Here is a 22,876-nt window from a genome sequence, read left to right as displayed (position 1 = left end):
ACCGCGAGCCTTCACTCGAGCGGATGACGAGACTCGAACTCGCGACCCCAACCTTGGCAAGGTTGTGCGCTACCAACTGCGCCACATCCGCATCGCCCCGCTGGTTTCCCTTGGGGCGAGAATGACTGTACCCGATCCGTGGCGGGTGTCCAAAACGGGCAGACCCGGGCGTGTCGCGGGCCGTGCGGGCACTGTTCACGTGGATGGTCGGGAACGGTCTCCGAGGTGTGGCAGAATCATCTCCGCGGGCGATTGGCGCAGTTGGTAGCGCGCTTCCTTCACACGGAAGAGGTCATCAGTTCGAGTCTGGTATCGCCCACCGCAGAATGAAAGGCCTCCGAGCAGTCGGGGGCCTTTCGTCGTCGTCGGGGTTCACTGGTTCGATCCCAGTGACGCGCCCGATCCCCACCTCAGCGCAGCACGAGCAGGGATGAGGACGCCGTCGCAACGGGACGGCCCTCGGCGTCGACGGCGACCGCATCCACGAACACGACCCGTGAGCCGGCTTTCGTGACCGTCCCGGTCGCCGTGATCGGCCTCCCGTCGGGAGCGACAGCGCGCAGGTAGCTCACCTTCAGCTCGATCGAGGTGTAGCCGACGCCGGCCTCGAGCACCGAGTGCGCGGCGCATCCCGCCACGGTGTCGAGCAGCGTGCAGACGAAGCCGCCGTGCACGGTGCCGAGCGGGTTGAGGTGCTGCTCCCCTGGCGTCGCCCGCACGATGACGCGGCCGGGTTCGACCTCGGCGAAGTCCGCGTCGATGAGCGCGCCCATCGGCGGGGCGGGCAGGGTGCCATCCCGGAGGCGCCGGAGGTACTCCAGACCCGAGAGGCGGCCGATCTCGGCCGCGGTCTCGGCCGGGTCGGTCCAGCGGACGGTCGTGCTGTGGAGGGCGTCGTCGCTCACGCGCCGATCCTCGCACCGCGGAGCGTCTGCGCGCCGGACGACGGACGGGCGATCAGCGGCGGATGATCAGCGCCGACGGCCGAGCAGCGCGACCGGGATCGAGAGCGCGGTCGCGCCCGCGGCGACCGCGAGGGTGGCCACGAGCTGCGAGCCGGTGACGTCGGTGCGGGCGGCGAAGACGAAGCCGATGGCGGTGCCGAGGATGCCGGGGGCGACCATGCCGACGGCGCCCAGCGTCAGCGCGGTGACGGCCGCACGCACGCCCTCCGGCGAGGAGACGATGGCCCGCGCATCGTGGGCGAGGGCGCCGACGCAGCCGCCGATGAAACCGAGCCCGATCAGCCACGGCGGCGTCATCGCGGCCGCGCCGGGCAGGATGATCGCCATCCCGGCCATCGCGCCCATGCGCAGGGCCCGGCCCGTCGTCGCCGTCACCCCGCGCAGCCGGTCGACGATGAGCCACCCGAGCGCGCCGAGCGCCGGCGCCGCGAGACCCGACGCGATGAGCCCGCCGGTGTACTCGTCGATGTCGCCCTCGGCCGCGGCCAGCCAGACGGCGAAGAGCGGCACGACGGCGAGACCGGCGAGGAGATCGACGAGACGACTGCCCGATCCGTTGCGAAGCCGGTTGCGGCCGATCGTCGCCACGGACGGCACGAGCAGGAAGCCGCCGACCGCGGTCACGAAGGGCAGCGCTCCGCCGAAGTCCTCGACGACGCAGGAGGTCGGCGGGCAGCCTGCGACGACGCGGGCGGGCACGACGATGGCGAGCGGCACGATCAGCAGGGCCCAGACCGCGACGGCGACGTGCTGCCGCAGATCGAGGCGGGGTCCGCGCGAGAGAGCGGCGGCGAGGGGCACCGATACGGGCGCGGCGGCGCTCGCGACGGTGGCGCCGAACAGCGGCGGGATCCCACCGAGGACGGCGGCGACCGCGGCGGTGGTGACGACCGCGCCGACGCCGGCGCCGAGCGGGATCCAGAACGGCACGCGCACCGACGCCCGCACCAGCAGGGTCGCCGCTGCAGCCAGCAGTGCGGCGGCGAGGATCGCGGCCGGCAGAGTCCAGTTCATCGCCGCGACCTCCCGGTCATGACACTAGAGCGCGGGGGCGCTGCCGCCGTGCCGCGACGCGACGGGCAGGCCAGCGGCGACGGCGGCGCACACGGCGGCGCACACGACGGCGCCCCGACTCCGAAGAGCCGGGGCGCCGGTGCAGGGAGAGCTGAGGATCAGCGCTCGGCGGTGAGGACGTAGCCCTCTTCGCCGTGCACCGCCTGGTCGATTCCGGCGACCTCGTCTTCGTTCTTGATGCGGAATCCGATCGTCTTCTCGATCACGAAGCCGATCGCGAAGGCCAGCACGAAGCTGTAGACGAGCACCGCGAGGGCGCTGATCGCCTGGACCGCCAGCTGGTTGAAGCTGCCGCTGAAGATGAGGCCGGTGCCGTTGGCGAAGAAGCCGAGGTAGAGCGTTCCGATGAGACCGCCGACCAGGTGCACGCCGACCACGTCGAGCGAGTCGTCGAAGCCGAGCTTGAACTTGAGGTCGATCGCGAGGGCGCAGACGGCGCCCGCGACGATGCCGAGCAGGATCGCCCAGCCGGGGGTCAGCGCGGCACAGGCCGGGGTGATCGCGACCAGACCGGCGACGGCACCCGACGCGGCGCCGACCGAGGTCGACTTGCCGTCCTTGATCTTCTCGACGACGATCCAGGCGAGCAGCGCGGCGGCCGGGGCGACGATCGTGTTGAGGAAGGCGACCGCGGCCACGCCGTCGGCGGCGACCTCGGAGCCGGCGTTGAAGCCGAACCAGCCGAACCAGAGCAGACCGGCGCCGAGGAGCACGAAGGGCGGGTTGTGCGGGGCGTAGGCGCCCTTGGTGAAGCCGACGCGCTTGCCGAGCACGAGCGCCAGGGCGAGGGCCGCGGCACCCGCGTTGATGTGCACCGCGGTGCCTCCGGCGAAGTCGATCACGCCGACGCCGAGCGGAGTCTGGCTGAGGCCGTAGACGATCCAGCCGCCGTCGACGATCGAGCCGTCCTTGCCGAGGGTGAAGTTGAAGACCCAGCTCGCGACCGGGAAGTAGACGATCGTGACCCAGATGCCGGCGAAGATCATCCACGCGCCGAACTTGGCGCGGTCGGCGATGGCGCCGGAGATCAGCGCGACGGTGATGATCGCGAAGGTCGCCTGGAAGGAGACGAAGGCGATCGGCGGGAACGCCGCATCCTTCGGCACCTCGAGCTGGTTGTTCAGGAACAGGGCGTTCACGTCGAGGCCGAAGACCCCGTCGATGCCCACGTTGTTGCTGAACGCGATCGCGTACCCGTAGACGACCCACAGCACTCCGACCAGACCGATCGCGCCGAAGCTCATCATCATCATCGAGATGACGCTCTTCGCCTTGACGAGTCCGCCGTAGAAGAAGGCCAGGCCCGGGGTCATGAGCAGCACGAGCGCTGCGCAGATGAGCACGAAGGCGGTGTTGCCTTGATCCATCGTGTTACCTCTCTCACTTAGCAAGGAACGCACCGTGAGCCGGAGCGTCCGCGTGCAGGGAGCGGAGTGGCCTCGGGTACGCCGGTCAGTCTGACCAGCGGAGGTTTCGCCGGGGAGGTCCCCGTGTTTCGCGTCTGTTACGACGGGTGCGCGGGCGTGAACATCGTGTTTCGGGGCGCCGCGCGGGTGCTCCGCATCGCCTGGCGGGATGCGCAGAACACGGCTCCGACGGCTGCGGCAGCACGCCCGCTCGGGTCGCGCGGCCGCGGATCAGAGCACGAGGAGGGGCGCGGCGCTCGCCGTGCCGCTGCCGAGTGCGAGTCGCAGGTCGCCGGGCTCGGCGGCGTCGGGGTCGTGCGAGACGAGCACCACGATGCGCCCCTCGAGAGCGGTGCGCAGCTCGGCGAGCAGAGCGGATGCCGTCGCGGCATCGAGATGCGCGGTCGGCTCGTCGATCAGCACGACGTCGGCGCGGCTGAGCAGGGCGCGGGCGACGGCGAGGCGCTGCCGCTCCCCGCCGGAGAGGGCCGCTCCCCCGGCGCCGACGCGGGTGTCGAGTCCATCGCGGGCGTCGAGCACCCGGTCGAGGCGGACTCGGCGCAGCACATCCAGCAGCTCGGCGTCGTCAGGGGCGTCGTCGGCGGGACGACCCAGACGCAGGTTGGCGCGCAGGCTCGCATCGAAGACGTGCGCGTCCTGCGGCGCCCAGGCCACACGGGGGCCGCTGCGCGTGGGCGTCGGCGCGGTGGTCGCTGTCGTCCTCGCGGTGTCCGCGGGGATCAGGATGCGGCCCTTCTCCGGCGCCAGCTGGCCGAGCACGGCACTGAGCAGAGTCGATTTGCCCGAGCCGGAGGGGCCATCGACCACGAGCCACTGCGCGGAGGTGGCGACGGCGTCGAGATCGTCGACGACCCGGTCACCACCCGGCCAGCGCAGCGCCACGCCGTCGAGCACGAGGGCGGGACGGCCGTCGAGTGCGCCCTCGCGCGTCGACGTGGCGGCCTCGCGCTCGCCGACGGGCTTCGTCGCCGCACCGCTGCGGACCGATGCCGGCGGGGCCGGCGGGGCCGACGGCACGGCTGCGATGCGACCCAGCGCATCCGCCAGCGCCGGAGCGCGACGTGCCGCATCCACCGCCGCCTCCCCCGCCTCGATGAGCGCGAGCGGCAGCAGCGCGAGCACCGCGACGAAGGGACCGGAGATCGCGCCCACGGCGACGGCGTGCGCCGCCTGATCGAGCAGGGCGACCGTGGCCGCGCCGAGTGCGGCGAGCACGACGGCCGACCCGGCCCCCGCGGCGGCGGTTCCCCGATGCTCGGCGCGGGCGAGACGCGAGGCGGTGCGCCGCAGGCCGGTGAGCGCGCCTTCGGCGAGACCCGCCGGAACGAGCTCGTCGGCGGCGTCGCCGACCGTGGCGGCGCGACGCAGCAGCTCGGCGCGCTCGACCTCGAGCTTCCGGGTCGCGGCGCGATCGGCGAGCAGCGTCACGATCGGCGCGGCAACGAGGGCGACGAGCGCCGCCGGGATCGTGATGTCGAGGGACTCGGGCAGCACGATCGCCGAGGCGGTGATCCACGCGGCCAGGGACAGCGCGGCGCCGAGCACCGGCGTCACGACGCGCGGCAGCAGATCGCGCACCGTGTCGGCGACGCCGACGAGCATGTCGAGGGTCTCGCCCGACCGCGTCGCGCGGCGGTACCCGGGACCGAGCGACGCCAGCGCCGACCAGAGCCGGCCACGCAGACGGGCCGCGCCGCGCAGGGCCGCGTCGTGACCGAACAGCCGCTCGAGGTAGCGCAGCACGGCGCGGGCGATGCCGAAGAAGCGCACTCCGACGATCGCGACGAGCAGGTACATGATCGCGACGTGCTCGCCGGCGCGGACGATCAGCCAGCCCGAGACGCCGGTGAGCGCGGCCGCGGCGACGGTGGCCGCGGCGCCGAGCACGGCGGCGACGAGCAGACGGGGCAGCTCGGGGGCGAGCAGTGCGAGCAGAGCCGTGAGCGGCGGGCGTGCTCGCGACGAGCTGGAGGGGCTCGACGCGTCGGAGGCATCGACCGCACGCACGGCGGCGCTCGGACCCGCGGTGGCGTGACGATCGACGGAGAGCGCGTCAGCAGCGTGCGTCGTCGTGGCTCGGGGCACCGGGCGGATGACGGGCTCGCCGCTCGTGTCGGAGGCGCGTGCGCCGGCATCCAGGCCAGGGGCGGCGTCATCCAGCCTCCACCGCGCGTCGGCGAGCGCGACGAGAAGCGGATCGTGGGTGGCGACCACCACGAGATGGTCGTCGGCCAGCTCGCGGATCAGGTCACGCACGGCGGCGGCGCTCGCCGCATCCAGTTGGGAGCTCGGCTCGTCGAGCAGGGCGATGCGCGCCCCGGTGCCGAGGCGCAGCGCCGCGCGCGCGACCGCGAGGCGTCGCAGCTCGCCCGGGCTCAGTGTCGCCGGGTCGTGCGCGAGCAGCGGGAGCAGCCCGAGACGCTCCGCGAGGACTCGACTCTCGGTCTCGGCGCCCTCCGACCAGAGCAGCAGCTCGTCGAGCACACGCGGCTCGGTCGTGCGGGGGTGCTGCCGCGCGACGGCGGCGGGAGCGGGCGCGTCGAACTCGCCGGTGACGAGCGCGCCGGGGCCGAGGCGGTCGGCGAGCAGCGAGAGCAGAGTCGACTTGCCGCCGCCGCTCGGGGCCGTCACCGCGATGAGGCCGGGGCCGTGATGCTCGGCGTTCACTGCGCCGAGAGCCGGCGTCGGCGCTGGTCCGGGCTCGGCGGCGGCGTAGGTCACGCTGACGTCGACGAGCCGGAGGGTCTGCGTCGCGGTGGCGCGCCGGGTGCCGCCGACCCGCTCGACGACGACCCGGCGGGCGCGACGCAGCGCATCCAGCCCGTCCTCGGCGGCGTGGAACGCCGAGCCGAGCGCGCGGAACGGCGCGAAGCACTCGGGGGCGAGCACGAGCACCAGCAGTCCGGTCTCGAGCGGCAGGCCGCCGTTGATGAGTCGGATGCCGATCACGACCGCGACGACCGCGACCGAGATCGTCGCGATCAGCTCGAGCACGAGCGCCGAGAGGAACGCGGTGCGCAGGGTGCGCACGGTCGCACGTCGATGGCGCTCGGCGATGTCGGCGAGGGCGCCCCGCTGCTCGTCGAGCCGACCCAGCCCGACGATGACCGGCAGGCCGCGCGCGAGCTCCACCAGGTGCGCGGCCAGCCGGTCGAGTGCCGTCGACGCCCGCGCGACCTCGTCGCGCGTGTGCATCCCCACCAGGGCGAGGAAGACGGGCACGAGCGGCAGCGTCAGCACGAGGATGATCGTGCTGAGCAGATCCGCGCCGAGCACCCGCACGAGCACCGCCGCCGGCACCACCGCCACCCCCAGCGTCGCCGGGACGACGTCGAGGAAGTAGCGGTCGAGCTCGTCGAGGCGGCGCCCCGCGAGCAGGGCGACCCGGGGCGTGTCGACCCCGGGTCGCAGCAGAGCGCCGAGCAGCCCGCCACGCAGCTCGGCCTTGATCGCGGCGCCGGTGCGGGCCGCGACCACGCGCGTCGCCCACTCCGCCACCAGGCGGGCGAGGATCCCGCCCGCGAGCAGCAGCAGCGGCAGCTCCATCGGGCCGCCGACCTGCCCGGCCACCGCGGCGACGATGCCGCGCGCGAGGCCTTCGGCGATCAGCAGCACTCCGGCCGCGCGCAGCAGGGTCACCAGGGTGAGCGCGATCAGGCGCGGGCGGTCGCGCAGCAGCAGCTCGCGCTGCAGCTGCGGGTCGCGACCGACGCCGGGCTCGGCGCGGCCGCGATCGCGGGCGCGTCCTCGATGGGTCGGGTCGCTCATCGGCGCACGGCGGCGACGACGGGGTGGGCGTCGGGGATGTGATGCACGGCGAGCCGGCGGCGGAACACCCAGTAGGTCCAAGCCTGCGAGGCCAGCACGAGCGGCACGCCGAACGCGGCCACCACCGTCATGACGCCGAGGGTGTAGTCGCCGCTCGAGGCGTTCGACACCGTGAGCGAGTTCGCCGGGTCGAGGCTCGACGGCAGCACGACCGGGTACACCGCGGTGAAGATCGCCGCGACGCCGGCCACCAGGAAGACAGCCATGCCGAGGAAGCCGACGCCGTCGCTCCCCCGTCGCGACCCGACGATGCCGACGACCGAGCCGAGCGCTGCGACGGCGACCAGGCACCAGCTGACCGGGTTGCCGTCGGCGAGCTGCACCGTCACGACCCAGACCACGATCGGGATGAGCAGCGGGATGGCGCCGCGACGGAAGAAGCGCCGCATCCGGGTCGACATCGCGCCCTCGGTCTTGAGACCGAGGAACGCGGCGGCGTGCGCGAGGCAGAAGCCGACGACCGCGAGACCGCCGATGACCGCCTGCCAGCTCAGCCACGCGAAGGGACCGCCGACGCGGTCGCCGTTCGCGTCGATCGGCAGGCCCGTGGTCGTGATCGCGAGCATCGCGCCGACCCCGAAGGCGGCGACGAAGCTGCCCAGGCCGAGCGCGACATCCCACGCCCGCCCCCAGCGCAGCGAGTGGTGCTTGCCGCGGTACTCGATCGCGACGGCGCGGCAGATCAGCGCCACCAGCACGAGCACGAGCGGCACGTAGAGGCCCGAGAACAGCGAGGCGTACCAGTAGGGGAACGCGGCGAAGGTCGCGCCGCCCGCGGTGAGCAGCCAGACCTCGTTGCCGTCCCAGACCGGGCCGATCGTGTTGAGCATCAGACGACGCTCCTTCTCGCCGCGGGCGCTGACGAGCATGTGTATGCCGACGCCGAGGTCGAAGCCCTCGAGCAGCAGGTAGCCGGTCCAGAGCACGGCGATGACGACGAACCAGAGGGTGGGCAGAACGTCCATGGGGGTGTCTCCTCGCGCTCTCAGTAGGCGAACGACAGCACGCCGTCGTCCTGCTTCGCGGTGCGGGGATGCGCGCCGTCGTCGTCATCCGGTCCGTCGTGGTCGTCACGGTGGTCGCCATCCCCGCCGTCGGCGTGCGCCAGCTCCGGCATCGCCGACGCCACGCCGCCGCGGATGTAGCGCACCAGGATCGACACCTCGACCACCAGCAGCACCGCGTAGAGCGCCGTCAGCGTGATGACCGAGAACAGCAGCTCGCCCGCCGAGACGCCCGGCGAGACCGCCGCGGCCGTGAACATGAAGACGCCGTCGACGCCGTCGGGATTCGGCGCCACCACGAAGGGCTGGCGGCCCATCTCAGTGAACACCCACCCGGCCGCGTTGGCTCCGAAGGGGGCGAGGATGCCGAGCACCGCCAGGCGCATGATCCACTTCGAGCGCGGCACGGTGCCCTTGCGGGTCAGCCAGAGCGCGACGACGGCGGCGAAGGCGGCGAGCCCGCCGAAGCCGATCATGATGCGGAAGCCCCAGTAGGTGACCGGCATGAGCGGCACGTACTCGATCGCCTCGCCGGCGCGCTCGCCGTAGATCGCCTTGTCGGGCAGGTTCGTGCCGTACTTCTCCTGGTACTCGCTGATGAGCGAGTTGACGCCGGTGATCTGGGTGTCGAAGTCGCCGTGCGCGAGGAACGACAGCAGCCCGGGGATCTCGATCAGGTTGGTCAGCTCGTCGCAGTCCTTCGCGCCGAGGTCGCCGATCGTCAGCACCGAGAAGCTCGTGCCGTTCTCGCAGGCCGCCTCGGCCGCCGCCATCTTCATCGGCTGCTGCTCGAACATGAGCTTGCCCTGGATGTCGCCGGTGATCGCGACCCCGCCGAAGCCGACGATCGCGACGGCGGCGCCGATGCGCAGCGAGCGGATCCAGACGGAGTGGTCGGCCTTGTCGCGGCCCGGCAGCTCGCGCGCCGCCCCGACGACGACGCGACCCCGCGCATCCACCGTGTCGATGCCGTCGCGACGCCGACGCCACAGGTGGTACCAGCTGATGCCGATGAGCAGCCCGCCGGCGACGCCGGCGGCGCCGCAGAGCGCGTGGCTGTAGGCGGCGAGGGCGGTGTTGTTCGTCAGCACGGCCCCGACGTCGGTCATGACCGGGCGGCCGTCGATGAGCTCGACGCCGACGGGATGCTGCATCCACGAGTTCGCGACGATGATGAAGTACGCCGAGACGATCGAGCCGGCGACGGCGATGCAGATCGTCGCGAGGTGGATGCGTTTCGGCAGCCGCGTCCAGCCGAAGATCCAGAGGCCGAGGAAGATCGACTCGAAGAAGAAGGCGAGCAGCGCCTCCATCGCGAGCGGGGCGCCGAAGACGTCGCCGACGAAGCGCGAGTACTCGCTCCAGGCCATGCCGAACTGGAACTCCTGCACGATGCCGGTGGCGACGCCCATGATGAAGTTGATCAGGTAGATCTTTCCCCAGAACTTCGTCATGCGAAGCCAGCGGGCGTCGCCGGTGCGCACCCAGCGCCACTGCATGATCGCGACGACGGGGCCGAGGCCGAGCGTCATCGGCACCATGAGGAAGTGGTAGACGGTCGTGATGCCGAACTGCCAGCGGGCGATGTCGAGGGGATCCATGCGCGGTCCATCCCGGGTGTCGAGTCGTTTTCTACGGTGCGTAGAAGTCGCGACGCGGCCAGTGTAGGACTCATCGCCGGCACATTTCTACTTCGCGTAGAAATACCTGCGGAACCGGGTATCGTGGATGCTGCACCGGCACGACCGGGCCGGGAAGGCGAAGGAACGATGGCAGCACTGGGCGAGCTCGAGCGCTCCGTCATGGACCAGCTCTGGAGCACCCCCGCGGGGCTCACCGCCTACGACCTCGTCGACCTGCTCCCCGCCGACGCGGGCAAGCGGCTCGCCCCGACCACCGTGCTCACGGTGCTCTCGCGGCTCGAGAAGAAGGGCTTCGTGACGCGCGAGCGCAGTACCCGCCCGCACCGCTACACCGCCGTCGCCAGCCGCGCCGACCACTCGGCCGAGCTCATGCGCGACGTGCTCGACGGCGCCGACGACCGGGTCGCCGTGCTCGAGCGCTTCGTCGGCCAGGTCAGCCCCGCCGAGGCGGCCGCCCTGCGCGAGCTGCTGCTCGGCCGCGCGCGCGACGCGAGCTAGACCCCGCCTGTGCTGCTGGCCTCGGCCCTGCTCGCCGCCCTCGCGGTGCTGCTGGCGGTGCCCGTGCCGATCCTGCTCGATCGTGCCGAGTGGCCGCGACGGGCGCCCGCGACCGCGCTCGTGCTCTGGCAGGCCATCGCGCTCTCAGGAGGGCTCTCGATGGTGGGCGCCCTCGCCACCTTCGGGCTCGCGCCCTTCGGCGACGACCTCATCCACGCCGCCGGCCGCTTCCTCGAGGTCGTCAGCACCGAGAAGACCGTGCCGACCTCCGACGTCTGGCCGACGCTCGCCGTCGGCGCCGCCGCGCTGCTCGTCGCGCACCTCGTGCTGAACCTGGCGCTCACGGTCGTCGTGAGCGTGCGCGAGCGCCGTCGCCACCGCGACCTCGTGACGCTGCTCAGCTCACCCGACCCGGGGCGCCCCGGCACGCGGCTGCTCGACGACCCCGCTCCCCTGGCCTACTGCCTGCCGGGCGTGGGATCCCTGCCGATGACCGTGCTCTCGCAGGGCCTCGTCGAGCTGCTCGCCGACGACGAGCTCGGCGCCGTCGTGGCGCACGAGCGGGCGCACCTCGCGCAACGGCACGCGCTCATGACGACGGCGTTCCGGGCCTGGAGCCTGTCGCTGCCGTGGTTCCCGATCGCGTCTCGTGCGCGGGCGAGCGTCGCGCGCCTCGTCGAGTACCTCGCCGACGACACGGCGCGCGCGAGTCACGGACCGGAGCCGCTCGCGCGGGCGATCGCCCTCGTCGGCGGATCCGAGGGCACCAGCCCGACGGAGACGGGCGCCGCCGACCGCTCGGCGATCCTCGACCGGGTGCGCCGGGTCGGGCTCCCGCCGCTGCCGAGCGCGGTGCGCATCCTCATCACCGTCGGCGCCGTGGCGCTCGTCGTGGTGCCGACCGTGCTGCTGCTCGGCCCCGCGCTGCTCGACGGCTGACGCCGTCAGAGGGGCCGGGGCCGACTCAGTCGCGTCCGGCAGTGAGCGCGACGAGACGCGAGATCGCCCGCAGGTACTTCTTGCGGTAGCCGCCCGCGAGCATGTCGTCGCCGAACACCTGGTCGAGCGGCGTGCCCGTCGAGAAGATGCGCACCTGCGCGTCGTAGAGCCGGTCGACGAAGGCGACGAAGCGCAGCGCGTCCGACTGGTCGGTCAGGGTGCGCACGTCGCGGATGCCGATGCCGCGCAGCCCGTCGACCATCTTCACGTAGCGCGAGGGGTGCACGGAGGAGAGGTGCTTGAGCAGGCCTGCGAAGTCGTCGGAGGCGACGTCGCCGTCGATCGACTGCAGGCCCGCATCCACTCCCGCGTCGTCGAGGATGACGGCGTTGCCCTCGACCTCGCGGCGGCGGTAGTCGAGGCCGTCGATGCGCACGATCTCGAAGCGGTCGGCGAGGGCGCTGATCTCGCGCAGGAAGTCGGCGGCGGCGAAGCGTCCCTCACCGAGCGCGTTCGGCGGCGTGTTCGAGGTCGCGGCGATGCGGGTGCCGCCGGCGGCGAGCTCACCGAGCAGACGACTCATCATCATCGTGTCGCCCGGGTCGTCGAGCTCGAACTCGTCGATCGCGATGAGGCTCGCGCCGCTGAGGGTCTTGACCGTGTTCTGGTAGCCGAGGGCGCCGACGAGAGCGGTGTACTCGATGAAGGTGCCGAAGTACTTGCGGCCCGGCGCGAGCGACCAGAGCGCCGCGAGAAGGTGGGTCTTGCCGACGCCGAAGCCGCCGTCGAGGTAGATGCCCGGGCGGGTCTCGGCGCCGCGACGTCGGCGCGAGAACAGACCGCCCTGGCGCGGGCCCCAGCTGGCGACGAAGGCACGCACGCGCTCGACGGCCTCCGACTGCGACGGGTAGTCGGGGTCGGGCCGGTAGCTCTCGAGCGTGGCGCCGTCGAACTGCCGCGGCGGCACGAGCGACTGGGCGATCTCGGCCCCGGTCATCTCCGGGCTGCGGTCGCGCAGGGAGGGGAAGGACGTGTCGACGCTCACGGAAAGCACCTCGGATCGGACGCCTCGCAGACGGAGACGAGATTGCGAATCCTTACGGCACTCCAGCGGGCCGCCAGTCGCCTGGCTAGATTCGAGAACGGCGCCGAGTCTACCCAGGTGCCGACGCTCGACGCCCAGGAGGCCAGACATGTCCGTCGCCCGAGACGACTCCCCCGCATTCGCCGGCTACGCGCACCCCGAGCGCCTGGTCAGCACCGAGTGGCTCGCCGAGCACCTCAGCGACGAGGGCCTGGTCGTGGTCGAGTCGGATGAAGACGTGCTGCTCTACGAGACAGGCCACATCCCCGGCGCGGTGAAGGTCGACTGGCACACCGAGCTCAACGACCCGGTGACCCGCGACTACGTCGACGGCGCCGGATTCGCCGCGCTCGTCGGCGGCAAGGGCATCTCGCGCGACAGCACGGTCGTGATCTACGGCGACAAGACCAACTGGTGGGCGGCCTACGCGCTCTGGGTCTTCACCCTCTTCGGCCACGAGGATGTGCGCCTGCTCGACGGCGGACGCGCCAAGTGGGAGGCCGAGGGTCGCGAGTACACGACCGAGCCGACGGTCCGCGAGGCCGTCGAGTACCCCGTCGTCGAGCGCGACGACAACGCCGTGCGCGCCTTCAAGGAGGACGTGCTCGCGCACTTCGGCAACCCGCTGATCGACGTGCGCTCCCCCGAGGAGTACAGCGGTGAGCGCACGACCGCCCCCGCCTACCCCGAGGAGAGCGCTCTGCGCGCGGGCCACATCCCCACAGCCCAGAGCGTGCCGTGGGGCAAGGCCGTCGCCGAGAACGGCACCTTCAAGCCGGTCGGCGAGCTGGATGCGATCTACCGCGACGGCGCCGGACTGGCCGAGGGCGACGACGTGATCGCCTACTGCCGCATCGGCGAGCGGTCGAGCCACACCTGGTTCGTGCTCACCCACCTGCTCGGCTTCGAGGGCGTGCGCAACTACGACGGCTCGTGGACCGAGTGGGGCAGCGCCGTGCGCGTGCCGATCGTCACCGGGGCGGAGCCCGGCGAGGCTCCCGTCAAGTAGAGTCGGCGCTCGATGAGCGCCACCGAGCTGCCCCCGGCCCTGGCCGAGATCCGCGACGACTTCCTCGCGATCACGAAGCAGGAGCGACTCCAGCTGCTGCTGGAGTTCTCGCGCGACCTGCCCGCGCTGCCCGAGGGGCTCGCCGACCACCCCGAGCTGCTCGAGCGGGTCGAGGAGTGCCAGTCGCCCGTCTTCATCATCACCGAGGTGGATGAGGCGGGTCACGTGCACCTGCACGCGACGGCCCCGCAGGAGGCGCCGACGACGCGCGGCTTCGCCTCGATCCTCGCCCAGGGCCTCGACGGGCTCACGGTCGACGCCTTCTTCGCGGTGCCGGACGACTTCCCCTTCGAGCTCGGACTGACCGAGGCGGTCAGTCCGCTGCGTCTGCGCGGCATGGTCGGCATGATCGGCCGCGCGAAGCGCCAGGTGCGCGCCGCGATCGCCGCCCCGTGATCCTCCGCAGCGTCCACCCGGTCGTCGGCGAGCCCTTCGACCACGAGGCGGATGACGCCGTCGACCGCATCACGGCGCTCTACGCGCCGCCGAGTGCGACGTGGACCCGCATCAACCTGATCGCCAGTGTCGACGGCTCGGCGACCGGCTCCGACGGCACCTCCGACACGCTGAGCAACCCGGCCGACCGCCGCATTCTGCGCGTCATCCGATCCCAGGCCGACGCCGTGCTGATCGGAGCGCAGACGCTGCGTGCCGAGGGCTACCTGCTCCCCCGGCGCTCCCACCTGGCGGTCGCGACCGTCAGCGGGGATCTCAGCGGAGCGCATCCGCCGCGCGAGGGCGACGCGACCTCGGTGCTGGTGCTCGGCCCCGCCGAGGCCGAGGAGCGCGCGCGGGCGACGATGACCGCCGCGGAGGTCGTCTTCCTGCCCGTGCCCGTCGGTGACGAGGGACGCCCGACCGCTGACGCCCTCCTGGATGCGCTGCACGCGCACGGCGCGACATCGATCGTCTGCGAGGGCGGCCCGGCGCTGGCCGGTCAGGTGCTCGCGACCGGCCGGGTCGACGAGATCTGCCTCAGCACGAGCCCGCGCATCGCCGCGACCGGGCACTCGGTGTTCGGCTCCGACACGGGCGCCGCGCAGCCGCTCGAGCTCGGCGGGCTGCTCGTCGACGAGGTCGGCGGGCTCTACGCGCGCTGGCTCACGCGCGCGGACTAGAGGCGCGACCTCACCCGAGCGAGCTGAGGAACTCGCGCAGCGCGCTCGTCCAGCGCACGGGCGCGTAGTTCCACAGGCGCGTGTGCTGAGCGGTGTCGAAGGGCTCGTAGCGCACGATGTCGGGCCGCGCGACGGCCAGCGCGCGCGACGCCCGCGACGGCACGAACTGGTCGTCGTCGCTGTGCAGCACGAGCATCGGCAGTCGCAGCTCGGCCGCGCGGTCGACGAAGTTGAGCCGGGCCAGGTCGACGGGCTGCTCGAGTCCGGTCAGCTGCCGCGAGCCGCGGGAGCCGAGGATGCGCTCGACCAGTCGGCTGAAGGCGCCCGGCATGCCGCGCACCGTCACCACCTGGTGGTCGATCGTGTCGGTCCAGTCGACCACCGGGGACTCGAGCACGACGCCGCGCACCACATCCGCACGCGGCGAGCGGGTGATGGTCTGCAGCACGGTCGCGCCGCCCATCGACCAGCCCATGAGCACGACATCGCGGGCGCCGCTCGCGACCGCGTAGCCGAGAGCCGCATCGACGTCGGCCCATTCCCGGTCGCCGAGCGCGTAGCGGCCGTCGACGCTCGCCGGGGCGTCGCCGTCGTTGCGGTACGAGATCGCCAGCACCGTGTAGCCGGCGTCGTGGAAGGTGTCGACGGCGCGCAGCGTCTCCGCGCGCTTGACGGCGCGGCCGTGCACGAGCACCGCCCAGCGGCCGCCCCGGGCGTCATCGCCGTCTGCGGGAATCAGCCACGCCGGCGCCGGCCCGAGCTCGGTGTCGATCGCCACGTCGCGGTAGTCGTGGCCGAGGTCGCGCGGCGTCAGGTAGTACCAGCCGCTCCACCGGCCGGCCGTCGCCGCGGCCAGGTCGCCGAAGACGACGCGCTCGATGCGGCGGATGACCTGGTCGTCGCCGAGCGACACCACGTCACCGAGGCGCACGTATCCGGTGTCGCCCGAGAACCAGAGTCCATAGCGGCCATCGACCTCGGTCTCGTGATCGCGGGAGAGCGCGATCTCACCGGAGTCCTCGTCGACGCCGATGATGCGCACGTCGTCGGGCTTCTTCTTCGGCGGCGTCACGACGGTGCGCGCGACGAGCGCGCCGAGACCGGCCACTCCGGCGCCGAGCAGCGCGGCTCCGGCGACGACGCCGACCGCGACGGCGCCCCCGACCGCGAGACCGCGACGGGCGCGGGATCCCGCACGACGCTGCTGACCGGATGCCATGCCACCTCCGAGCGAACGGATGCGTCGCTTAACACGGCGCACCTGACAGGTCGGCGTGCCGCGACGGCACGCTCGTGCCTGAACCCTAATCTGCAGGAGTGACCGATACCTCGACGCCGCCCGGGAGCCCCACGGACGCCCCCGCCGAGTTCGAGGCCGCGGTCGCCGCGATCCGCGCCGCCGCGCCCCGCGAGGAGGTCGTGATCGCCGAGATCCCGGCGCCGAAGGGGCTCGCGCCCAGCGCCTTCGCCCTGGCGGCGGATGTGCGTCCCACCCAGCACGGCATCGACTCCATCCTCGGCACCGGCCGCTTCGTGCTGCTGCACGACCCCGAGGAGCCCGAGGCCTGGGGCGGTCCGTTCCGCGTCATCTGCTATGCGCAGGCCCCGCTCGAGACCGACATCGGACTCGACCCCTTCGTCGCCGACGTCGCCTGGGCCTGGCTCACGGATGCGCTCGCGGCCCGCGGCGCGAACTACGCCGCCGCCTCCGGAACCGCCAGCAAGACCCTCTCCACGGGCTACGGCGAGCTCGCCGATCAGGGCGACGGAGCCGAGCTCGAGCTGCGCGCCTCCTGGTCGCCGCTCGACGACCGCGTGGGCGCCCAGGTCGAGGCCTGGGCCGAGCTGCTGTGCATGCTGGCCGGGCTTCCCCCTACTCTCGAAGGCGTGACCATGCTGAGAACGACCCGGGCGGCACGTGACTGACACCGCCGCACCGGGCGCCCGCCCCGAAGACCACGCGCCGCTGATCGTCATCGACACGGTCGAGGGCTACCGCGCCGCCGTCGCCGAGATCGCCGCCGGCGAGGGGCCGATCGCGATCGACGCCGAACGCGCCTCCGGCTTCCGCTACTCGCAGCGGGCCTACCTCATCCAGGTCTTCCGCCGCGGCGCCGGCGTCTACCTCTTCGACCCGCCCGCGATCGGCGACTTCTCCGAGCTGCAGGCCGCGATCGGCGAGGAGGAGTGGGTGCTCCACGCCGCCAGCCAGGACCTCGCCTGCCTGCGCGAGGTCGGCCTCGACCCGGTGCGCATCTTCGATACCGAACTCGGTGCGCGACTCGCCGGGCTCCCCCGCGTCGGACTCGGAACGGTCGTCGAGCAGCTGCTCGGCATCCACCTCGCCAAGGAGCACTCGGCCGCCGACTGGTCGACCCGGCCGCTGCCGCAGAGCTGGCTCGTCTACGCCGCACTCGACGTCGAGCTGCTGCCCGACCTGCGCGACGCCGTCGCCGACCTTCTCGAAGCTGGGGGAAAGCTCGACTACGCCGAGCAGGAGTTCCAGGCGACGCTCGCCAAGGAGGCCCCCGTGCGCACGGATCCGTGGCGCCGGCTCTCGGGCATCCACTCGATCCGCTCGCCGCGCTCGCTCGCCGTCGCGAAGGCGCTGTGGGAGGCCCGTGACGCCTACGCGCAGGAGGTCGACACCGCACCCGGTCGGCTCGTGCCCGACGGCTCGCTCGTCGCCGCCGCAAAGGCGCTGCCGCCGACCAAGCGCGACCTCGCCGGCATCAAGGAGTTCGTCGGCCGCGCCAGCCGCAGCCAGCTCGACCGCTGGTTCGCCGCGATCGAGACCGGCCTCGCCGCCACCGAGACGCCATCGCTGCGCGCCCCCGGGGATGCCGGACCTCCTCCGCCGCGCATCTGGTCGGATCGCGACCCGGAGGCCGATCGCCGCCTGAAGAAGGCGCGCGCCGGCATCACCGTGATCTCGGAGCACGTCAGCATCCCTGTCGAGAACCTGCTCACGCCCGAGCTGTTGCGCCGGCTCGCCTGGACTCCGCCCGAGAACGCCGACCGCGACGCGATCGCGGCGGCCCTCGCGGGGCTCGGGGCGCGCGCCTGGCAGATTGACGCAACCGCACAGGTGATCGCGGATGCCTTTGTGGAGGCTCGACAGGTCGACGCCGAGAGCCCCGACGCCGCTTCGTAGTCTCCGTCAAAGGATTCCTGCCTCCCAGACTCGATTCCTAGGCTGGCTCTCGTCCCTGGAACGACCCGAGGAAGAGGCACTGTGGCCGAGAGAACTGACGTCGTGTTTGTGGATGGGGTTCGCACCCCGTTCGGACGCGCAGGAGAGAAGGGGCAGTACTGGGGCACCCGGGCTGACGACCTCATCGTGAAGGCGATGATCGGTCTGCTCGAGCGCAACCCGCAGCTGCCGAAGGACCGCGTGGATGACGTGGCGATCGCCGCGACCACCCAGACCGGCGACCAGGGCCTCACCCTCGGCCGCACCGCCGCGATCCTCGCCGGACTCCCCCTGTCGGTGCCCGGCTACGCGATCGACCGGATGTGCGCCGGCGCCATGACCGCCGCCACCGCCGTCGCGGGCGGCATCGCCTTCGGCGCCTACGACGTCGCCATCGCGGGCGGCGTCGAGCACATGGGCCGCCACCCGATGGGCTTCGATGCCGACCCGAACCCGCGCTTCCTCGCCGAGAAGCTGGTCAGTCCCGACGCGCTCAACATGGGCAACACCGCCGAGCGCCTGCACGACCGCTTCCCCGCGCTGACCAAGGAGCGCGCCGACCGCTACGGCATGCGCAGCCAGCAGAAGGTCGCCGCCGCCTACGAGGCCGGCAAGATCCAGCCGGACCTGGTGCCGGTCGCCATCCGCAGCGCCGAGGGCTGGGGCCTCGCGACCCGCGACGAGGGCATGCGCCCCGAGACCACGATGGAGGGCCTCGCGGGTCTCAAGACCCCGTTCCGCCCGCACGGTCGTGTGACGGCCGGCAACTCCTCGCCGCTCACCGACGGCGCCACCGTGTCGCTGCTCGCGAGCGCCGACGCCGCGAAGGAGCTCGGCCTGTCGAGCAAGATGCGCATGGTCAGCTTCGGCTTCGCCGGCGTCGCCCCCGAGGTGATGGGCATCGGCCCGATCCCGTCGACCGAGAAGGCGCTGAAGAAGGCCGGCCTGACGATCGACGACATCGGGCTCTTCGAGCTCAACGAGGCGTTCAGCGTGCAGGTGCTGTCGCTGCTCGACCACTTCGGCATCGACGACGAGGACCCGCGCGTCAACCAGTGGGGCGGCGCGATCGCCATCGGCCACCCGCTCGCCTCCTCGGGGGTGCGTCTCATGATCCAGCTCGCGGCGCAGTTCGCCGAGCGTCCCGACGTGCGCTACGGCCTGACCGCGATGTGCGTCGGGCTCGGCCAGGGCGGCTCGGTCATCTGGGAGAACCCGCACTTCGACGGAAAGAAGAAGAAGTGACCGACGTGAACACCGCATCCGCCGACCTCAGCCGCTTCGACAAGCTGGCGGCGCTCGACCCCGACGAGGTCGTCACGCACTCCTACGTGCGCGACATCACCCTGCCGAGCGGCAAGGTGCTCGCCCTGCTCACGCTCGACAACGGGCGCGACCACACCCGACCGTCGACGCTCGGCCCGGCGACCCTGCTCGAGCTGTCCCGCACGCTCGACGAGCTGCGTGACCGCGCCGCCGCCGGCGAGATCCACGGCGTCGCGGTGACCGGCAAGCCGTTCATCCTCGCCGCCGGCGCCGATCTGTCGAAGGTCGGCGAGATCCCCGACCGCGAGACCGGACTGCTGATGGCGCAGCTCGGGCACCTCGCCCTCGGCAAGCTGTCGACGCTGGGCGTGCCGTCGTTCACCTTCATCAACGGCCTCGCCCTCGGCGGCGGCGTGGAGATCGGCCTCAACTCCGACTACCGCACGATCGACAGCTCGGTTCCGGCGCTCGCGCTGCCCGAGGTCTTCCTCGGCATCATCCCCGGCTGGGGCGGCGCCTGGCTGCTGCCGAACCTGATCGGCATCGAGAACGCGCTCGAGGTGATCATCTCGAACCCGCTCAAGAACAACCGGATGCTCAAGGCTCAGCAGGCCTTCGACCTTGGCATGGCGGATGCGATCTTCGGCCCCGCGAACTTCCTCGAGGAGTCGCTGCGCTTCGCCGACGGCGTCATCACCGGGAAGACCGTGGTCAAGCGCAAGAACGCGCCCGGCAAGCTCGAGCGCGCGGTCAAGTGGGATGTCGCGATCGGCATCGCCGAGAAGACCCTCGCCTCGCGCATCGGCCGCGTGCCGAAGAGCCCCTACAAGGCGCTGGAGCTGCTCAAGGCGGCGAAGAACACCGACAAGGCCACCGGATTCGCGGCCGAAGACGAGGCGCTCGCCGACCTCATCTCGGGCGACCAGTTCCGCGCCTCGATCTACGCCTTCAACCTCGTGCAGAAGCGCGCCAAGAAGCCGGCCGGCGCCCCCGACCCGAAGATCGCGAAGAAGATCGGCAAGATCGGCGTGCTCGGCGCCGGGCTCATGGCCTCGCAGTTCGCGCTGCTGTTCGTGCGCCGCCTGCAGGTTCCGGTCGTCATCACCGATCTCGACCAGGCGCGCGTCGACAAAGGCGTGGAGTACATCCACTCGGAGATCGACACGCTGCTCGGCAAGGGCCGCATCGACTCCGACGAGGCGAACCGCCTCAAGGCGCTGGTGACCGGCACGGTCGACAAGGCCGACTTCGCCGACTGCGACTGGGTCATCGAGGCCGTCTTCGAAGAGCTCGGCGTGAAGCAGTCGGTCTTCGCCGAGGTCGAGCAGTACATCGCCGATGACGCGATCCTGGCGACGAACACCTCTTCGCTCTCGGTCGAGCAGATCGGGGCGAAGCTCAAGCACCCGGAGCGCCTCGTCGGCTTCCACTTCTTCAACCCGGTCGCGGTCATGCCGCTGATCGAGGTCGTGAAGACGCCGGCGACGACCGACGAGGCGCTGAGCACCGCGATGGTCACGGCCAAGGGGCTGCGCAAGAACGCGGTCATCACCACCGACACCCCCGGCTTCGTGGTCAACCGCGTGCTGGCGAAGGTGCTCGGCGAGGCGATGCACGCGGTCGAGCAGGGCACCTCCTTCGAGACCGTCGTCGAGGCGCAGCGTCCCTTCGGCCTCCCGATGGACCCCTTCGTGCTGCTCGAGCTCGTCGGGCTCAAGGTCGGCGCGCACGTGCTCGACACGCACCACGCGGCCTTCCCGGAGCGCTTCTTCGAGAGCGCGGCGCTGCACGAACTCGCCGAGCTCGGGCACATCTACGAGAAGGACTCCAAGGGCAAGGTCAAGGGCGTCGACAAGGCAGCCCAGAAGATCGTCGACAAGCATCGGGCGAAGGAGGCGACGCCGTACACGGCCGAGCAGCTGCGTCAGCGCTTCGAAGACGGGCTGGCCGACGAGATCCACCGCATGCTCGAGGCGGATGTCGTCGCGGCGGCGGAGGACATCGACCTCTGCCTGATCCTCGGCGCCGGCTACCCCTTCCAGATGGGCGGCGTCACGCCGTACCTCGACCGGGTCGGAGCCTCGGAGCGCGCCTTCGGCGACACCTTCCACCACCCGAAGATCGTCGGGGTGGCGTGAGCCGCATCTTGGACTGAACGACGAAGGCCCCGGGATCGGATCCCGGGGCCTTCGTCGTTCAGCTGGTGCTTCCGCTCAGTGCGGGGCGGGCATGCCCTCCATGCCCGGCTGCACGGCCGGCTTGCGCACGAAGAACGACACCGCGATGAGCGCCAGCGTGATGAACGCGCCGACGATGAACGCCTGGTGCACGCCCGCCACGATCTGCTCGGGCGAGGCGACCGTCACGTCCGTCTCCCCCGCGGCGGCCATGCCGATCGACAGCAGCGCGACGAAGATCGCGGTGCCGGCGGCGCCGGCGACCTGCTGCAGCGTCGAGACGAGCGCGGAGCCGTGCGAGTAGAGGTGGGGCGGCAGCGACCCGAGTCCGCTCGAGAACAGCGGGGTGAACAGGAACGCGAGGCCCAGGCCCAGCAGCACGTTGGCGAGCACGACGACCCAGATCGGCGTCGCGACGCCGAGGCCGAAGGCGAAGAGCCAGAACGAGATGCTCAGCACGATGGAGCCGGGCACGACCAGCGGCAGCGGTCCGACGCGGTCGTAGAGGCGTCCGACCAGAGGCCCGAGCAGTCCCGAGAGCAGCGGCCCGGGCAGCAGCATCAGGCCGATCGTGGTGGTCGGCAGGTCGAGCGCGTTCTGCAGGTAGATCGGCAGCAGGATCACCATGCCGAACAGGGCCAGCATGCCGATCGCCAGCATGATCACCGCCAGGGTGAAGGGACGGGCGTTGAAGGCGCGCAGGTCGAGGAACGCCGCGTCGCGACGCTGCAGGGCGAACTGGCGCAGCGCGAACAGCGCGAGGAAGACGAGTCCGACGACGAGCGGCACCCACGGCGGCACCATGGTGCCCGACTCCGCGGCCTCGCCGAGGCTCGAGAGGCCGTAGACGAAGCCGGCGAAGCCGATCGCCGACAGGATCACCGAGAGCACGTCGAGCGGGATCCGCTTCAGCTCGGACACGTTCGGCACGCGCAGCACGCCGATCACGAGCATGACCAGCGCGATCGGCAGCATGACCCAGAACAGCCCGCGCCACTGGTGGTGGAACGCCTCGAGCAGCACCCCCGAGATGGCAGGCCCGACGGCGGGCGCGACCGACATGACGATCGAGACGCGGCCCATGATGCGGCCGCGCTGGCTCATCGGCACGATCGTCAGCATCGTCGTCATCATGAGCGGCATCATCAGGGCGGTGCCGCTCGCCTGCACGACGCGGCCGACGAGCAGCACGCCGAACACGGGCGCCGTCGCGGCGATCAGGGTGCCGGCCGAGAACAGCACGAGCGCCGCGATGAACACCTGACGGGTCGAGAGGCGCTGCAGCAGCCACCCGGTCACGGGGATGACGACTGCGAGCGTGAGCGCGAAGGCCGTCGTGAGCCACTGGCCTGCGGCCGCGGTGATGTCGAGGTCGTCGATGATCGTCGGGATCGCGACGCTCATCGTGGTCTCGTTGAGGAAGACGGTGAAGGTCGCGGCGAGCAGCAGCACGAGGGCGGTGCGGTTGCGCCGGCGCGTGGCGTCGTCGAGTTCCGGCTCGCCCCCGGCGGCGTCGAAACCGCCGGTCTGGGGATCGCGGATGGCGTTGTCGGTCACAAGGTCTCCTGGTCTCAGGGCGCGGTCGGAACCG

General features: G+C 71.9%; 18 protein-coding genes and 2 tRNA genes. 10 read left to right on the top strand and 10 right to left on the bottom strand.

What is annotated here, in order from left to right:
* Nucleotides 1-18: 18 nt before the first annotated feature.
* Nucleotides 19-91, bottom strand: a tRNA-Gly gene (locus tag BJ979_RS12740).
* A gap of 155 nt (nt 92-246) precedes the next feature.
* On the opposite strand from BJ979_RS12740, the gene BJ979_RS12735 reads away from it, so the two are divergent.
* A tRNA-Val gene (locus BJ979_RS12735) sits at nt 247-319 on the top strand.
* 91 nt (nt 320-410) lie between these two features.
* Here the strand turns inward: BJ979_RS12735 and BJ979_RS12730 are convergent.
* The 6 genes from BJ979_RS12730 to BJ979_RS12705 all read right to left on the bottom strand — a co-directional run bounded on the left by BJ979_RS12730 (nt 411) and on the right by BJ979_RS12705 (nt 9,899).
* Nucleotides 411-905 (bottom strand): PaaI family thioesterase, encoded by a 495-nt coding sequence (locus BJ979_RS12730; protein WP_179568389.1) that lies wholly within the window; start codon nt 903-905, stop codon nt 411-413.
* 66 nt (nt 906-971) lie between these two features.
* A complete protein-coding gene (locus tag BJ979_RS12725; protein WP_179568387.1) occupies nt 972-1,979 on the bottom strand; it encodes an ammonium transporter in 1,008 nt (335 codons plus the stop codon).
* Nucleotides 1,980-2,137: 158 nt separating this feature from the next.
* Nucleotides 2,138-3,406, bottom strand: a complete 1,269-nt coding sequence (locus tag BJ979_RS12720; protein WP_179568385.1) for an ammonium transporter — start codon at nt 3,404-3,406, stop codon at nt 2,138-2,140.
* 270 nt (nt 3,407-3,676) lie between these two features.
* Nucleotides 3,677-7,234 (bottom strand): thiol reductant ABC exporter subunit CydC, encoded by a 3,558-nt coding sequence (gene cydC / locus BJ979_RS12715; protein ID WP_179568383.1) that lies wholly within the window; start codon nt 7,232-7,234, stop codon nt 3,677-3,679.
* A complete protein-coding gene (gene cydB, locus BJ979_RS12710; RefSeq protein WP_179568381.1) occupies nt 7,231-8,259 on the bottom strand; it encodes a cytochrome d ubiquinol oxidase subunit II in 1,029 nt (342 codons plus the stop codon). Before cydB ends, cydC begins: the two co-directional genes overlap by 4 nt.
* A 20-nt stretch (nt 8,260-8,279) precedes the next feature.
* A complete protein-coding gene (locus BJ979_RS12705; protein ID WP_179568379.1) occupies nt 8,280-9,899 on the bottom strand; it encodes a cytochrome ubiquinol oxidase subunit I in 1,620 nt (539 codons plus the stop codon).
* Nucleotides 9,900-10,067: 168 nt separating this feature from the next.
* Between BJ979_RS12705 and BJ979_RS12700 the strand changes: the two genes are divergently transcribed.
* Together BJ979_RS12700 and BJ979_RS12695 are read left to right on the top strand one after the other, a co-directional pair.
* Complete coding sequence (locus tag BJ979_RS12700; RefSeq protein WP_179568376.1) at nt 10,068-10,439, top strand: BlaI/MecI/CopY family transcriptional regulator; 372 nt, start codon at nt 10,068-10,070, stop codon at nt 10,437-10,439.
* Nucleotides 10,440-10,448: 9 nt separating this feature from the next.
* Nucleotides 10,449-11,378, top strand: coding sequence for a M56 family metallopeptidase (locus BJ979_RS12695; protein WP_179568374.1), 930 nt, complete (start codon nt 10,449-10,451; stop codon nt 11,376-11,378).
* A 25-nt stretch (nt 11,379-11,403) separates the two neighbouring features.
* On the opposite strand, the gene zapE is transcribed toward BJ979_RS12695, so the two are convergent.
* Entirely contained in the window at nt 11,404-12,375 is a 972-nt protein-coding gene (gene zapE, locus BJ979_RS12690) for a cell division protein ZapE (RefSeq protein WP_179570331.1), read from the bottom strand.
* A gap of 196 nt (nt 12,376-12,571) precedes the next feature.
* Between zapE and BJ979_RS12685 the strand changes: the two genes are divergently transcribed.
* From BJ979_RS12685 to BJ979_RS12675, 3 genes are read left to right on the top strand one after another with little or no spacing between them, the layout of a single operon-like run.
* A complete protein-coding gene (locus tag BJ979_RS12685) occupies nt 12,572-13,471 on the top strand; it encodes a sulfurtransferase (protein WP_179568372.1) in 900 nt (299 codons plus the stop codon).
* A 12-nt stretch (nt 13,472-13,483) separates the two neighbouring features.
* A complete protein-coding gene (locus BJ979_RS12680) occupies nt 13,484-13,927 on the top strand; it encodes a SufE family protein (RefSeq protein WP_179568370.1) in 444 nt (147 codons plus the stop codon).
* A complete protein-coding gene (locus tag BJ979_RS12675) occupies nt 13,924-14,649 on the top strand; it encodes a dihydrofolate reductase family protein (RefSeq protein WP_179568368.1) in 726 nt (241 codons plus the stop codon). The genes BJ979_RS12680 and BJ979_RS12675 overlap by 4 nt, the downstream gene beginning before the upstream one ends.
* Nucleotides 14,650-14,659: 10 nt before the next feature.
* On the opposite strand, the gene BJ979_RS12670 is transcribed toward BJ979_RS12675, so the two are convergent.
* Nucleotides 14,660-15,868 (bottom strand): alpha/beta hydrolase family protein, encoded by a 1,209-nt coding sequence (locus BJ979_RS12670; RefSeq protein ID WP_179568366.1) that lies wholly within the window; start codon nt 15,866-15,868, stop codon nt 14,660-14,662.
* A gap of 98 nt (nt 15,869-15,966) precedes the next feature.
* On the opposite strand from BJ979_RS12670, the gene BJ979_RS12665 reads away from it, so the two are divergent.
* From BJ979_RS12665 to BJ979_RS12650, 4 genes are all read left to right on the top strand, one after another.
* A complete protein-coding gene (locus tag BJ979_RS12665) occupies nt 15,967-16,575 on the top strand; it encodes a DUF3000 domain-containing protein (protein ID WP_179568364.1) in 609 nt (202 codons plus the stop codon).
* Nucleotides 16,568-17,803, top strand: coding sequence for an HRDC domain-containing protein (locus BJ979_RS12660; RefSeq protein ID WP_179568362.1), 1,236 nt, complete (start codon nt 16,568-16,570; stop codon nt 17,801-17,803). The genes BJ979_RS12665 and BJ979_RS12660 overlap by 8 nt, the downstream gene beginning before the upstream one ends.
* An 81-nt stretch (nt 17,804-17,884) precedes the next feature.
* The gene (locus BJ979_RS12655) at nt 17,885-19,087 is read left to right on the top strand and encodes a thiolase family protein (RefSeq protein WP_179568360.1); all 1,203 of its coding nucleotides are present in this window, start codon (nt 17,885-17,887) and stop codon (nt 19,085-19,087) included.
* Nucleotides 19,084-21,246 carry a 3-hydroxyacyl-CoA dehydrogenase NAD-binding domain-containing protein gene (locus BJ979_RS12650; RefSeq protein ID WP_425502484.1) on the top strand — a complete coding sequence of 721 codons (2,163 nt, stop codon included), beginning with the start codon at nt 19,084-19,086 and terminating at the stop codon, nt 21,244-21,246. The genes BJ979_RS12655 and BJ979_RS12650 overlap by 4 nt, the downstream gene beginning before the upstream one ends.
* Before the next feature lie 75 nt (nt 21,247-21,321).
* Here the strand turns inward: BJ979_RS12650 and BJ979_RS12645 are convergent, their stop codons facing one another.
* The gene (locus tag BJ979_RS12645) at nt 21,322-22,842 is read right to left on the bottom strand and encodes a DHA2 family efflux MFS transporter permease subunit (RefSeq protein WP_343046696.1); all 1,521 of its coding nucleotides are present in this window, start codon (nt 22,840-22,842) and stop codon (nt 21,322-21,324) included.
* Nucleotides 22,843-22,876 lie beyond the last annotated feature (34 nt).

This window comes from Schumannella luteola (assembly GCF_013408685.1).
In the GTDB taxonomy this organism is placed as follows: Bacteria; Actinomycetota; Actinomycetes; order Actinomycetales; family Microbacteriaceae; genus Schumannella; species Schumannella luteola.
The sequence above is the reverse complement of the archived record's forward strand: the minus strand, read 5'-3'. Positions and strand labels throughout refer to the sequence as shown.

Bases quoted from the DNA above. Each gene is read 5' to 3' on its own strand.
- BJ979_RS12725 (WP_179568387.1), bottom strand. From the start codon at position 1,979: ATGAACTGGACTCTGCCGGCCGCGATCCTCGCCGCCGCACTGCTGGCT.
- BJ979_RS12705 (WP_179568379.1), bottom strand. From the start codon at position 9,899: ATGGATCCCCTCGACATCGCCCGCTGGCAGTTCGGCATCACGACCGTC.
- BJ979_RS12700 (WP_179568376.1), top strand. From the start codon at position 10,068: ATGGCAGCACTGGGCGAGCTCGAGCGCTCCGTCATGGACCAGCTCTGG.
- cydB (WP_179568381.1), bottom strand. From the start codon at position 8,259: ATGGACGTTCTGCCCACCCTCTGGTTCGTCGTCATCGCCGTGCTCTGG.
- BJ979_RS12680 (WP_179568370.1), top strand. From the start codon at position 13,484: ATGAGCGCCACCGAGCTGCCCCCGGCCCTGGCCGAGATCCGCGACGAC.
- cydC (WP_179568383.1), bottom strand. From the start codon at position 7,234: ATGAGCGACCCGACCCATCGAGGACGCGCCCGCGATCGCGGCCGCGCC.
- zapE (WP_179570331.1), bottom strand. From the start codon at position 12,375: ATGACCGGGGCCGAGATCGCCCAGTCGCTCGTGCCGCCGCGGCAGTTC.
- BJ979_RS12720 (WP_179568385.1), bottom strand. From the start codon at position 3,406: ATGGATCAAGGCAACACCGCCTTCGTGCTCATCTGCGCAGCGCTCGTG.
- BJ979_RS12670 (WP_179568366.1), bottom strand. From the start codon at position 15,868: ATGGCATCCGGTCAGCAGCGTCGTGCGGGATCCCGCGCCCGTCGCGGT.
- BJ979_RS12685 (WP_179568372.1), top strand. From the start codon at position 12,572: ATGTCCGTCGCCCGAGACGACTCCCCCGCATTCGCCGGCTACGCGCAC.